Source organism: Plectonema radiosum NIES-515 (assembly GCF_025753815.1).
Taxonomy (GTDB): domain Bacteria; phylum Cyanobacteriota; class Cyanobacteriia; order Cyanobacteriales; family Nostocaceae; genus Hassallia; species Hassallia radiosum_A.
The window spans coordinates 102,520-115,854 of record NZ_JAOWRF010000250.1; the positions used below are offsets into that span (position 1 = coordinate 102,520).

Here is a 13,335-nt window from a genome sequence, read left to right on the forward strand (position 1 = left end):
TTCCTCTTACCTAATTAACTCAGTCATTTGGAAAAGCTCAAAATCACATGTCACAAAACCGTCAGCGGACGATCTAATGCCAAGCCCTTCAACTTGAAGATTAATTACCTCAATTTCAAATGCTGATTCAGTATAATCAAAGACAATGCCTCTTAAAGGGTCGGCAAGCCACAATCCAAGTACATAAATTCCCGGATTTAAATATAATTTTTCTATTTTGATTTTGACTATATTTTTTCCCTTTTGAAGGGTTATAATTTCACCAAGCGAAAGAGAATCAGCATTAACCAGCTTGGTTCCAAACTTTTCATAGAGACAAACAGCAATGCTTCCAATCTGTTTAACTGAGTCTGACTCAATAGCTAATAAAAATTCGAGCGATCCATTTGAATAGGGTTGAAACGCAGCAGCTTCGTTAAGGCTACTATATTGGACTGCCCCAAAATAAGCTTCTTTTGTTCCCATCTCTCGCCTAACTTGTGATACATCAATCCATTCATTAGGCGAAGCTTGTATCGTGGAATTATTAGACATATAGCGCACCACAATACTGTTCGTGTCACCTTGGGCGGTTACTCGACCACGTTCAAGCATTACACATTGGGAGCATAAGCGTTGAATGGCATCCATATTATGGCTAACAAATAGAACAGTGCGACCTTGATCGCGAGATACGTCCTGCATCTTGCCAAGGCATTTTTTTTGGAACTGTGCATCACCCACTGCCAAGACTTCATCCACAATCAAAATCTCTGGATCTAAGTGTGCAGCGACCGCAAAGGCTAATCGCACATACATCCCTGATGAGTAACGCTTCACTGGCGTATCTAAAAACTTTTCAACTTCCGCAAACGCCACAATTTCATCAAAATTTCGCGTAATTTCAGCTTTGCTCATCCCCAGAATCGCACCATTGAGGAATATATTCTCTCTACCAGTCAACTCTGGGTGAAAACCGGTTCCCACTTCCAATAAACTAGCAACTCGCCCCTTAATCCGGATAGATCCGCTTGTTGGTTCCGTAATTCTGCTGAGAACTTTCAGTAGCGTTGACTTACCAGCACCATTACGCCCAAGAAAGCCAACTCTGTCGCCTTGCTTAATCTCAAACGATACATCCTTCAGCGCCCAAAACTCTTCACTGCTTGGGTTCAAGTCTTTTTTACCACCGGGTTTGAGAACTTTTTTTCCCAGCGACTTTGCCCCGTCACTCATAGATTCGCGCAGAGACTTGTATCTACTACTGCCTTCTTTTTGCTGACCCAGAATGTACTTTTTACTTAAATTTTCAACTCTAATAACTGTATCAGACATGTCAATCTACTCCTACCTATACGACGTCAGCAAATGTGCGTCCCATCTTGCGGAAGTACCAAATTCCGCTAGCAAGCATTAGAACAACTAAACCTACAGACAATACAAAACCAGGTAAGTATATCTGGGATTCACCGCCTAAAATTGCCCATCGAAAACCGTTAATTACTCCTACCATTGGGTTAAGCGAATACAGCAGCCGCACTTGTTCAGAATACCTTTGAGCAATAATTTTCCTACTAAACCCGATAGGGGTGCCTCTATATCAATACGAGTAAGGGAGCGTTCGTCGCTCCTGTTTCTGTAAGACCTAACGGTACAACTGAATGTATCGTTGTGCCTGAAGTTCTAGGGTGTACTCTGCCTCGTGCGATCGCTCGACAATTTTGACTCATGCAACAGAACGATAAACATCAAGGGTTTGCGATACCGTTTTATCCCAACTAAACATTTTGGCTCTTTGATATCCTTTTGCAATCAAACGATCGCGCTCTTGAGAATTATCAACAAGAGAGAGCAAAATATCTGCTAGATCGCCAGTTGCTTTTGGCTCAAAAAGTATGCCTGCATCGCCGACAACTTCAGGAATACTAGAGGAATTGGAAGCAAGTACAACTGTTCCGCAAGCCATTGCCTCTAATGGAGGAATGCCGAAACCTTCGTAGAGGGAGGGGTAAATAAAAGCAACGCTACAACGATACAACTTTGCTATATGAGAGTCGCTAGCATATCCATAATGCTCAATATGTTTGGTTAACTTTAGTTCATCAATCAGCTTTAATTCTGCATCATTAAAAGGATAACCTACAACACTGAGGGCAATTTCAGGATTCACAGAAACAGCTTTAGAAAAAGCTAGTAGCAAGCCATCAAAGTTTTTATAACTGCTTGTACGACTGCCTACATAAAGATAATAAGGTCGGGATGGTACTGATTCAGCCCCATGAGAAAGACTCGCATCTATTTCGGAAGCCAAATACGTTACTGATATTTTATCCTCAACCATAGGATATAGTTCAAGCAAATCTTTTTTAGTATTTTCCGAAATACAGATAATTGCCTGAGCTGCAAGTATTGCTTTTCGTTTTGCCTCGGCAGTATAACCCTCTGGTTCAATCTCAGCAGCAAAAAGCTCGTGAATCATATCGTAAACAGTTATCACTACTGGGGAAGAATATTCTTTTATCCCTTTTTGTGTCAGTAATGAGTAATAAGTAGGGTGAGCAATATCAAATTTTTTAATCCCAGTTAAATATCTAAAATAAAATTTTTCAATTTTAGAAGAAAGTTTAATTGGGCGGAATCTTTTATATTTATAAACTTCCAACATTGGGTGAACTGGATAGTTTAGCTTAGAAGCTTGATGAATTGCTGTAAGTGTAGGATTATAACTTTCTGGTAATTTGCTGATTATATTTGCAAAATATCGATTAATCCCGCCAGCGGTTTGCAGAGCGTATATTTGACCATCGTATATAATTCGCATAGTTTATACTCCTCCTGTTAAAGTTAAGTATTGCTTTGCGCTCGATTGCTCAAAGCAATAAACTATTTAGCCTTTGCTTGTATCATCATTCGGACAACATGAGCCATCTGGTACTTAGCTTTCCACCCTAACTTTTGATGAGCCTTAGTTGGATTACCCTTTCCTAGTGCAATATCTGTTGGTCGAAATAAATTTTTATCACTTACCACGTGTTCGCGCCAATCTAATTTAAATTCAGCAAAAGCAGTGGCTACGAAGTCTTCTAATTTATGTGAGATGCCAGTGGCGATCGCGTAGTCATCAGGTTTATCTTGTTGCAGCATCAAATACATTGCTTCAACGTATTCAGGTGCCCAGCCCCAGTCACGTTCGATGTCAATATTGCCCAAAAGTAGCTTTTCTTGGCTTCCCGCAGCAATACGACAGGCAGCTGAGACAATTTTTTGTGTGACGAATCTTTGTGGTCGCAAGGGAGACTCATGATTAAACAAAATGCCAGAACAGGCAAACAGGTTATAGGCTTCGCGATAGTTGGCAACTTCCCAAAAGGCGGCGGCTTTGGCTACACCATAAGGGCTTCGGGGACGAAATGGTGTGCTTTCGTCAGCAGCTTGTTCTCCTGTGTCGCCAAAGCATTCACTAGAGCCAGCGTTGTAAAATTTGATTGGTTTACCTAGAAAACGAATGGCTTCTAGCAGATTTAAAGTACCTGTAGTAATGCTTTCAAGGGTTTCAACGGGCTGCTCAAAGGAAAGACCAACTGAACTTTGCCCTGCTAGGTTGTAAATCTCATCCGGCTCAATTTTGGTAAGGACTTGCAAAACGCTGCGAAAGTCATTGAGGGCAACTGATTCTAATTTTATTTGCTCGCGGATGCCCAGGCGAACCAGGTTTTGAAAGGTGGACATTTGGGCGTCGCGAGAAGTGCCGCAAACGGTATAGCCTTTGTTTAACAGTAGCTGCGCTAAATAGGCTCCATCTTGACCAGAGACACCACATATGATAACTGTTTTCATAGTTTTCTTAGTATTTTTGTAGACTTCTTCCATTGGCAGGTGGTAAGGGCAGGGATAAAGTCTTTACATAGCCTGACCATCAGGCAAAATACTTAACAACGTCTTCAGCCGATTAATTTGCATAACTAGCTTTCCTACTTAAGGCAAAGGAAGGAATAGAGTCTACCCGGAAAGTTACAGCTACGAGATAGATGTTGTCGATAGTAATTTTCAAGAGGTGGAAGTTTTATCAAAATCGAAACAATGACCTTCCCTAACTTTTTTTGCAATGATTGGTACAATCTACCTTTTACATCAGCATTAGATTCAGGAAAGTGATTGATAACATTGTCGAAAGGAGCAAAAGTTTTTATGTTCCTAAAGCTAGCATGTTGGAGTGCTGAGATGTAATTTTTCAAAGTATGTGCATTCTCACCTCCGTGTAGCTGATGCAAAATATGGTTATCCAGAAATTCTTTAAGCTGGTTTTCATCACTGATAACATGTTCTCTAGTTGCCAGTAGTAAACCATTAGCCTTTAGTACTCTTGAACACTCCGAAAGACCTTTATACAAGTCAGAAAAGTGGTGGAGTGCCTGACGCGCATATACAATATCAAATGTTGAGTCTGCGAAAGGTAGGTTTTCAGCAAAGGCTTCAACAGTTGAAATAGAGCCATTATGAACCACATAACTTAGTCTACTAGTAGCTCCAAGTCCCACATCTTCGCTTTGATCGGGATCTACAGCAGTAACTTCATGTCCTAAAGATGCAAAAGCATAAGACGCTATACCACTTCCGCAACCAAGATCAAGTATTTTTAATTGCTTAGATGAGTTTTTTAATTTCAAGAGCCTTATGATCTCTGCAAATTCTTCACTTGATGTAAAACGCTTGGCAGCTACAAGATTATCAGTATCAAGGTAGCATAGTTCGACTAACTCAGAGTGTTCTGGTTGGCTACGCATCCAATGAAGAGATTCTTCGTATGTATATTTATATTTCATGTCTATGAAACTCCTAAAATTTTTTACCACTAACAACAAGTTTGTTTTTGAGATTTTGCCATAATATACTTATCTGCCGTTTATTTTCTATCTTTTTCAGGATTCTATGATTCTCATCTACTTTACAGAGTTTTTGCCAACGTTACGCTTTCTCGCTAGATAAATATTTAGTATACTGGTAAACTTGTTTGTGACACCTTGAAGCAGAGATTTTATTTTTACACCCAAATAATTTAGTGAGTAATTTCTACTTTGAATCATAATTTAAGTATTTGCTTGAAGTCAGGGATTTAATTATTAAGATGATTAACTAAAATAATAAATTAACTCTATTACATAATTAAGTATTTTTCTTTCCAAGGAATATTTGCAAATACAACGCCAAAAGCAGTGCCTTTATACAAAGCCATATCACTACCTGTTTCCTCAATTTCAAAGGTTATTAGAGATTGATGCTGACACAGAATCTCTACGTTAGGCACATGGGCTGCAATATCAATGGTGTAGGTTCCAGATACCAGAAAAAGAGCGGGAATTTCAATTTCCGAAATGTAATTTCCCCCTGAAACCCCGGAAGCAAGAGATGAAGAACGATTGGTTGTAAATATTGGAATTCCAGAAGAATTGTCAACTCGCATAGATACTTCCAAATCTTTGATAGTTTGAGTAGCAGAGTACTCTAAGCGAATTATAATTGGCTCTCGTATATCAAAATAAGAGGTTATATTTTCCTCTAAGTTGAGTAAAGAAACTCGCTTAAAGCAAAACCGCTGATTTGGCTTGTTGCTACTATTAAGAACTACTTCTCCAGAATGTTCGGCTCCGTAGGTCAAAAACTTGCTGGTTACCTGCTCTGCATCTCCATCCATATGTACCTGACCACCGATCAACCAAATGCCTCTCTGACACAGAGTTGTCACAGTAGCCATATTGTGACTCACAAATAAAACTGTTCTTCCCTCTTTACCCACATCCTCCATCTTGCCCAAACATTTCTTCTGAAACTGAGCATCTCCTACAGCCAGCACTTCATCTACAATCAAAATCTCTGGCTCCAAATGTGCTGCTACTGCAAACGCTAACCGCACGTACATTCCAGAAGAATATCTTTTAACAGGCGTATCTAAAAACTTTTCAACTTCCGCAAATGCGACAATCTCATCAAACTTACGGGTAATCTCTACCTTGCTCATCCCTAGAATTGCACCGTTGAGGAATATATTCTCTCTACCCGTCAACTCTGGATGAAAACCCGTACCTACTTCTAATAAACTAGCAACTCTCCCTTTAATCCGGATAGAGCCAGAAGTTGGTTCCGTAATTCTGCTGAGAACTTTTAGTAGCGTAGATTTTCCTGCGCCATTACGCCCAATGAACCCAACTCTGTCGCCTTGCTTAATCTCAAAAGACACATCCTTCAGCGCCCAAAACTCTTGCTCGCTTGGGTTCAAGTCTTTTTGACTTCCTGGTTTGAGAAGTTTTTTTCCAACAGACTTTGCCCCGTCACTCATAGATTCGCGCAGAGACTTGTATCTACTACTGCCTTCTTTCTGCTGACCCAGAATGTACTTCTTACTTAAATTTTCAACTCTAATAACTGTATCAGACATGTCAATCTACTCCTTGCTATACCACGTCAGCAAATGTGCGTTCCATCTTGCGGAAGTACCAAATTCCGCTAGCAAGCATTAGAATTACTAAACCTACAGACAATGCAAAGCCAGGTAAGTATATCTGCGATTCGCCGCCTAAAATTGCCCATCGAAAACCGTTAATTACTCCTACCATTGGGTTGAGTGAATACAACAGCTGCCATTCTTCCGGTATTCTACTGGCAGTAAAACCTACAGGAGAAATGTACAAACCAAATTGCACTATAAACGGCACAATATAGCGGAAATCGCGATATTCCACAGTCAAAGCTGCTAACCACAATCCTGCACCTATGGATGCTGCAAAGGCAATCAAAATAAATAGCGGCAGTGTCAAAATGCGCCAATCAGGTACAAAGTTGTAGTACGCCATCAACCCTAGTAAAATGATACCGGAAATCATGAAGTCTACAAAGCTAACAATGACTGCACTAGTGGGGACAATCAAACGCGGAAAGTAAACTTTAGAAAGCAGGTTGGCATTGGAAACTAAACTGTTGCTGCATTCAGTCAGGGCACCAGAGAAAAACTGCCAGGGTAGCAAACCAGCAAAAACCAGAATCGGGTAAGGGGTATTTCCTACCGAGGGTAGTTTTGCCACTCCTTGAAAGACAAAGGTGAACACCACCATAGTTAAGAAGGGACGAATCAATGCCCATACCATCCCGATCGCAGTTTGTTTGTAGCGCACCAAAATATCGCGCCATGCCAGAAAGTAAAATAGCTCTCTGTATTTCCACAGGTCTTTCCAATACTGACTCTCAGTTCTACCTGCCTCGATGATGAGTTCTTTGCTTTCCATCTACTTACCTGTATGTTGCATTCCCTTAGAGAACGTGTGATTGTTTTGCGGTCAATATTTGAATCCCCGAAAAAATACTGCCTTTGTTATCCCTTTAGTATTTCCTTCGGTAATCTTCATATCAGGAAATATTTGTAATTTTGTCTAAGCTTTAAATCAACTGGAGTTTTTGGCAAAAAGTATTAAGTCAAGATGGAAACTTGAGCTTTAAAACTCCGGAAGGCTTACACAAAGCTACTTTAGGTGACATAGACAGCTACAAAATTATCGGAATTATTTGTTGATAATTTATGGTCAAATGCTTGACGAAAAATGAATACATTAGTATTTACTCGGAGAACATTCTGTAATATACTTCTAAGTGCTTAACTGGTGTTCCGGATATTTTCCTCAGAAAATCTACTGGTACTAGTGGTCTGTCAAGATAAAAATGACAGGTTGTAGAGACGTAGCAATGCTACGTCTTTGAGCGGGTTTTGCATGTACACATACCCTCAAAATAAAATTGACAGACTACTAGTTTGAATTTGAGGCAAAAACTAAATGTAGGTCGAACTCACGTTAATATAGCAATCCGATTTGTTTTTGAACAAAATTAGGTATTTGTAGGGTGCCGTACTTTCGTCGCTAACGTACTAAACCCTTAAGAATGGTGCGTTAGGCAACGCTTTCACACCCTACGTGTATTTCAAAAATCAAAACTGAATAAGAGTGCAAAAGGATGATTAAATGGTAGTAAATTAGACTCCGACCGAATCCGAATTTAAACATGCGTTATCTAGAAGCCAGAGACGTAGCACTGCTACGTCTCTACATTCTTTTTTACAATTACTAATCCCTCCATCCCAAATACCGTTCGCGTATACGAAATGGAGTACTAAAAGAACTCGACATCAACAGTTGCTTCAAAGCCAACAATATAAAAGCTGGAATGGTCTGTGTATAACGATTCCAGAGACGTCGAGGTTCTTGCAACCACCGATATAGCCATTCAAAACCCAAGTCTCGTATCATGCGGGGTGCGCGTTTATGGATTCCTGCGTATACAGGGAAAACTCCACCCAACCCAATCATTACCGACTGGATTTTATCTTTATGTTGAGCTATCCAATTTTCTTGTTTGGGACACCCCAGAGATACGAACACCAAACCAGCACCACTGTTGTTAATCATCTTAATCAGAGCTTTGTCTTCAGTTTCAGTCATGGGACGAAAGGGCAGAGGTTCCATTCCTGCAATTTTCAACTTCGGAAATTCCTGCTCTAACCTTTTTTGCATTAAAGAAAGAATGTCGAGTTGAGAACCCGCAAAGAAAACACTGACGTTTTGTGTTTGCGCTAGCTTACACAATGCTAATAAAACATCCATCCCCGCTACACGGTCTTGGTAACGCGCTCCCAAAAGCCTCATCATCCATACTAAAGGCATTCCATCAGGAGTGATTATATCTGCGTCCTTTAAAACAGTAGCGAACTCTGGATTCCAATGCGCTTCCATCAGCATATGTACGTTGGCTACGCAAACAGTTTTACTTTCGCGAGCGATCGCCCACCTCAGTATTGTTTGTATCTGATCCTCAAAGCGTAAAGCTGTAATCGGAAAATCAAGCACTCTTTGTTTCGGTAGAAAAATTCCTACCATAAGTTACTCCTTGTGTCAAATGGGAACTCAAAACAACGACTAACCATTTCAAATATTGAAAATGTCAAATTTGATTACTCTCGACTTTTTTCAAGGATTGAAGCATGGTTGAAGTTAACACATGGAGATGCAATAGCTTTTACTGTAAATTCTTGGCTTCCCTGGTAATAATTATTTCTTTTTAGCCTGTATAGAATTTACCCTAAAAAAAAGCCAATTTAGTCATTTGTCGGCAAACTTTATTTTAACTTTATATTTTCTTGATGATTTGTTTACGGAAGCATTACATTCGCTTTAAAAATCGGAAAATCAATATCTAATTAACACAAAAATTCAGTAATTTTAGCCAAATATTAAACAGTTAAACAGGCAAACCCTAATACTTGAGGATTGCAAATGAGAAGTATAGTTTATATTTTAAAATTTTATGAATTAACAAACAATCTGCTGTTATGTAGCTTAAATAACATTAATATTCTTAATTTTAAAACCAGCCCAAAAAAATAGGGGGAAGATTAACTTTTCTTCCCCCTGCTTCTTATTGTTGTTGTCTAGGATGTTGCCTTCTTTCAGCCTTTTTCGCAGCATCTGTCGTTGTTTTTTAAGTTGTCGCTGTCTTGCAGAACCACCTCTGCCTTTATCGTTTCTGCCTTCACGACGGGGAGATTCCCATCTCTTTAATCGCATAATTATTAACCTCTCTGTGGAGTAAGATAACTGGACTTTTCTGACTGGTAAGTCGTTGATAATTTATTTTTTCGTCATTCATATATACATTTTAGATCATAATTCTCCCATCGTCAAATCAAAATAGTGCAGGGGAACAAATATCATGATGAAAAGCGGCTAGAATGAGGTTAATTTCGTGTTGTTTGATGAGCGCTTACCCATGCAATATGGCGAATTAAAAAAGTAAATCCCCATTGAGATTTATAATTCTCAATAGAAACAACCCTTGGGATACTTGGCAAGTTTATTTCTCAATTACATCGGGTAGCAAGAACTATCCAGGCTATTTTATTGGGTCAATTAAAACTATACTTTGAGAACTGATCCTGTAAGCGATCGCCATAAAGCCATAAATAAGCCCTTGCTAGTTTCTTTATATTTCTTCATGAATTTTCCATCGCAATCCGGAATTAAGTTTATAAATCGCAAAGAAAATTTATAAATTTATTTAATATCCAGATTAAGCAAAAAAATGGTGAAAATTATTGATAGGCAAATGTTACAGCCTAATTTAACCCTTGTAACAGGTATATCTTTTTCCTATAACCTAATTTCTGCTTGATATAGTGCTTCTATTCAATAGACAACCTATTTGAAAATTAGGCGTTGCTGATTTAAAATATGAATTTGTCTCACGCAAAGGCGCAAAGGCGCAAAGGTACAAAGAAAAAGAAAGGTAATTTTGGCATTTCATATTCTGATTCAGCAACGCCGAAAATTAAATATGCATTGTCCAAAACCCCAAGAGACGTAGCACAGAATAGTCTCTACATTGTGCACAGAATCGTCTAATAGAAAACAAAGCTAAAAATATAGGGTTCCAGATCGCTTGGCTGAAACCCTACATTTATCTATATTTTTCCAGTAGACATCTCCATAAATGAACTATGCGTTGTTTATAACCCTTGTAGAGACGCGAAATTTCGCTGTAGAGACGCGAAATTTCGCGTCTCTACATTGTTTTCTGGAGATGTCTAGTGGGCAGGAGGAGAATCGAACTCCTATGATCTCACGATCGTCACATTTTGAGTGTGATGCGTCTACCAATTTCGCCACCCGCCCTTGGGTGCAACTTCACTATTATACACTTTTTCTGACGAATGCAACAACTTTTGATATTCTTTGCTGCTTGCCCAGCGATCAATTTCTCGCGCCCGCAGTACTGGCACTGGATGGGATAATTGAGAGGTGCGGGCTACTTTGACCATTTCACCCAATTCAGTCTTGCTAATATCATCGTAAGCGCGAGCTTGAGCGACAAAGGCATCGAGGTTGAGTTGGGGTGCTAATGTTGGGGAACCACCGGCAAGCTTCATTAAGACTGACATGACAACTTTGGGATCTTGGGTGGCTAATAATGCAGCGCGATCGCATGTAAACTCAGCACAGCGTACCCATTCTAAAAGTTGTGCTTGTATGCTTTGTGCTAGCATTGCTCCTATATTTGGTAGACTTGCGGCTGCTAATACCAATAAATTTACCGGAGTCAGGTAAACGCTGTGATCGCACTTGAGATGTCCTAACTCGTGGGCAATCACTGCCTGAATCTCTAGGGGGGTGAGTAGATCAATCAGGGAAGTGTGTACGACAATAAAAGGCTGCTTCCCCCGCATGGCAAAAGTATAAGCGTTGGGAGCGGGATGTTGGCGGATATACAGTTGGGGAGGCTCCATATCCAATATTTTACAAGCTTCTAACAACAGCTTGTGTAAATCAGGTAGTTGTAGTTCACCAACCAAAACGCTGGAAGCGATATTTTCTACATAAAAAACTTGCTCTGCCAATGGTCCGAGCAAATTTCGCACGAGCATGTCTAATCCGGGTATCTGCTTGAGAGCAAGAGTTGCTTCCAAGTCTAAAGGATGACGAAAAGAATCTGCTTTGATACCAATGAGCTGAGTCTTAAAAAAGGACATAGCAATCGAAACGAAAAGAAATTAAGAAATGGTGGGATGTAACTGCTGATATATACAGCCTCCCACCGCTAGTATAACGACAATTAGGCAGGGCAGATGCCCTACTTATGACTCGTAGCGAGCGATTTATCGCTCAATTTTAAGCGCTTAAGCGCTGACTACGAACTTTCAAAGCTAATGACGTAAACTACTACGTTGAAATCGACGTTTGAGGATTACTAGCTATTGCGGGTAATTGGTGCATCCGTCGGTGTTTCGTTCACGCGGAGAATTTTTGCTCCCAATTGTTGTAACTTCAGATCAAGGCGATCGTAGCCGCGATCTAAATGGTGCAATCCCTGAATTGTCGTTTTGCCTTCAGCTGCCAGTCCTGCCAAGACTAAGGCTGCTGATGCCCGCAAGTCTGTACCTAATACAGGTGCGCCAGATAACATCGGTACTCCCCGAACGAAAGCTGCGTTGCCTTTAACGCGAATGTCTGCTCCTAAGCGATTCAACTCGGAAGCGTGACGCAAGCGATTTTCAAACACAGATTCGTTGATTATGCTGTCGCCCTCTGCTACGGTTAGCAAAGCCATAAATAATGCTTGCATATCCGTGGGAAAGCCTGGATGCGGCAAGGTTTCAATATCCGTCGCTCTCAGGGTTTGAGCGGGTAAAATGCGTAAGCAATCAGGTGCTTCTTCAATTATGGAGACACCAATATCCCGCAGTTTGGCAAGTACTGGAATCAAATGCTCTGGTATCACTGGTGAGAGGGTGATTTCCGATCGCGTGATCGCTCCAGCAACCAATAATGTACCTGTTTCAATGCGATCGGGAATAATAGAGTAGTCTACAGAATGCAACTTGGGGACACCGACGACGGTAATCGTACTAGTGCCCGCACCTTGAATCTTTGCTCCCATCGCGTTACAAAAATTCGCCAAATCGACTACTTCTGGCTCCCGTGCCGCATTTTCTAAGGTAGTTTCCCCCGAAGCCAGAGTAGCTGCCATCATCAAGGTTTCCGTTGCACCAACGCTGGGGCTGTCGAGGTAAATCTTGGCTCCTTTGAGCCTAGCATTACTACCTGGGACATAAGCATTACAAATGCCATGTTCTATCTGCACTTCGGCTCCCATCGCTTGTAGTCCCCGGACATGCAGATCAACCGGTCTTGCCCCAATTGCACAACCACCTGGTAATGGCATCTGTGCTACTCCCAGTCGTGCCAGAATTGCACCAATGGCAAAAAAACTTGCCCGCAACTGGGTAACTAGTTCGTAAGGAGCTTTGGACGTTGTAATTTCGCTGGCGTTGATATCTAAAATATCATCGTGTTGCTCTAAACGAAGACCCAAAGCTGACAAAACTTGACCCATCCGCTTGACATCAGCCAATAATGGAACGTTGCGGATGCGGCAATCTCCCGAACATAGTAAGGCTCCAGCCATGATTACCAATGCTGAATTTTTTGCCCCACTAATTTTCACATGACCTCGCAAACGATGCCCACCCCAGATTTGCAAGACTGAGGAGTCTGCTTCAGATGAAGATTTTGCATCTGGTAAGCTGGTATTCGTATTAATAAGCCTACCTCCTAAAGAAATTCAGTAATTTTAAAGATTTCAAGTTGGTTTCGATTCTACAGGAAAGATTCGATTTGTCTACATTTTTGCCCTAGATATAGCATTTATTTAGTGAGAATTTGCTCTTCCAAGCGATTTGGAGTCAGCCTTTTAAGCATTTGTAAAATAAGTGCGCTGAGTAATGCATAGTATAGCGGGAGTGGGGCAGGGGGAGATGGGGGG

The 13,335-nt window shown here is 40.6% G+C and carries 11 protein-coding genes and 1 tRNA gene; all 12 read right to left on the minus strand.

All coding sequences use genetic code 11. The features are described 5' to 3' along the window. Positions 1–6: 6 nt before the first annotated feature. The 12 genes from OGM63_RS17330 to murA all read right to left on the minus strand — a co-directional run bounded on the left by OGM63_RS17330 (position 7) and on the right by murA (position 13,113). Positions 7–1,314, minus strand: coding sequence for an ABC transporter ATP-binding protein (locus OGM63_RS17330; protein WP_263746854.1), 1,308 nt, complete (start codon positions 1,312–1,314; stop codon positions 7–9). 16 nt (positions 1,315–1,330) lie between these two features. Continuing rightward, positions 1,331–1,519, minus strand: a complete 189-nt coding sequence (locus OGM63_RS17335; protein ID WP_318528480.1) for a hypothetical protein — start codon at positions 1,517–1,519, stop codon at positions 1,331–1,333. A 186-nt stretch (positions 1,520–1,705) separates the two neighbouring features. Continuing rightward, entirely contained in the window at positions 1,706–2,800 is a 1,095-nt protein-coding gene (locus OGM63_RS17340; RefSeq protein ID WP_263746855.1) for a glycosyltransferase family 4 protein, read from the minus strand. A gap of 62 nt (positions 2,801–2,862) precedes the next feature. Next, positions 2,863–3,816 carry a GDP-mannose 4,6-dehydratase gene (locus OGM63_RS17345; protein ID WP_263746856.1) on the minus strand — a complete coding sequence of 318 codons (954 nt, stop codon included), beginning with the start codon at positions 3,814–3,816 and terminating at the stop codon, positions 2,863–2,865. Between the two features lie 134 nt (positions 3,817–3,950). Further along, positions 3,951–4,802 (minus strand): class I SAM-dependent methyltransferase, encoded by an 852-nt coding sequence (locus tag OGM63_RS17350; RefSeq protein ID WP_263746857.1) that lies wholly within the window; start codon positions 4,800–4,802, stop codon positions 3,951–3,953. A gap of 332 nt (positions 4,803–5,134) precedes the next feature. Continuing rightward, complete coding sequence (locus OGM63_RS29590; protein ID WP_318528481.1) at positions 5,135–6,412, minus strand: ABC transporter ATP-binding protein; 1,278 nt, start codon at positions 6,410–6,412, stop codon at positions 5,135–5,137. 16 nt (positions 6,413–6,428) lie between these two features. Next, positions 6,429–7,256, minus strand: a complete 828-nt coding sequence (locus OGM63_RS17365) for an ABC transporter permease (protein ID WP_263746858.1) — start codon at positions 7,254–7,256, stop codon at positions 6,429–6,431. A gap of 831 nt (positions 7,257–8,087) precedes the next feature. Then, complete coding sequence (locus OGM63_RS17370) at positions 8,088–8,897, minus strand: WecB/TagA/CpsF family glycosyltransferase (RefSeq protein WP_263746859.1); 810 nt, start codon at positions 8,895–8,897, stop codon at positions 8,088–8,090. A 459-nt stretch (positions 8,898–9,356) separates the two neighbouring features. Beyond that, positions 9,357–9,584 (minus strand): hypothetical protein, encoded by a 228-nt coding sequence (locus OGM63_RS17375; RefSeq protein ID WP_318528482.1) that lies wholly within the window; start codon positions 9,582–9,584, stop codon positions 9,357–9,359. A 1,020-nt stretch (positions 9,585–10,604) separates the two neighbouring features. Further along, positions 10,605–10,688 (minus strand) — tRNA-Leu (locus OGM63_RS17380). Next, positions 10,667–11,542, minus strand: a complete 876-nt coding sequence (locus tag OGM63_RS17385; protein WP_263746860.1) for a M48 family metallopeptidase — start codon at positions 11,540–11,542, stop codon at positions 10,667–10,669. Before OGM63_RS17385 ends, OGM63_RS17380 begins: the two co-directional genes overlap by 22 nt. A 218-nt stretch (positions 11,543–11,760) precedes the next feature. After that, positions 11,761–13,113 (minus strand): UDP-N-acetylglucosamine 1-carboxyvinyltransferase, encoded by a 1,353-nt coding sequence (gene murA / locus OGM63_RS17390; RefSeq protein WP_318528483.1) that lies wholly within the window; start codon positions 13,111–13,113, stop codon positions 11,761–11,763. Positions 13,114–13,335: the final 222 nt, after the last annotated feature.

Bases quoted from the DNA above. Each gene is read 5' to 3' on its own strand.
- OGM63_RS29590 (WP_318528481.1), bottom strand. From the start codon at position 6,412: ATGTCTGATACAGTTATTAGAGTTGAAAATTTAAGTAAGAAGTACATT.
- OGM63_RS17375 (WP_318528482.1), bottom strand. From the start codon at position 9,584: ATGCGATTAAAGAGATGGGAATCTCCCCGTCGTGAAGGCAGAAACGAT.
- OGM63_RS17370 (WP_263746859.1), bottom strand. From the start codon at position 8,897: ATGGTAGGAATTTTTCTACCGAAACAAAGAGTGCTTGATTTTCCGATT.
- OGM63_RS17350 (WP_263746857.1), bottom strand. From the start codon at position 4,802: ATGAAATATAAATATACATACGAAGAATCTCTTCATTGGATGCGTAGC.
- OGM63_RS17365 (WP_263746858.1), bottom strand. From the start codon at position 7,256: ATGGAAAGCAAAGAACTCATCATCGAGGCAGGTAGAACTGAGAGTCAG.
- OGM63_RS17340 (WP_263746855.1), bottom strand. From the start codon at position 2,800: ATGCGAATTATATACGATGGTCAAATATACGCTCTGCAAACCGCTGGC.
- OGM63_RS17385 (WP_263746860.1), bottom strand. From the start codon at position 11,542: ATGTCCTTTTTTAAGACTCAGCTCATTGGTATCAAAGCAGATTCTTTT.
- OGM63_RS17330 (WP_263746854.1), bottom strand. From the start codon at position 1,314: ATGTCTGATACAGTTATTAGAGTTGAAAATTTAAGTAAAAAGTACATT.
- OGM63_RS17345 (WP_263746856.1), bottom strand. From the start codon at position 3,816: ATGAAAACAGTTATCATATGTGGTGTCTCTGGTCAAGATGGAGCCTAT.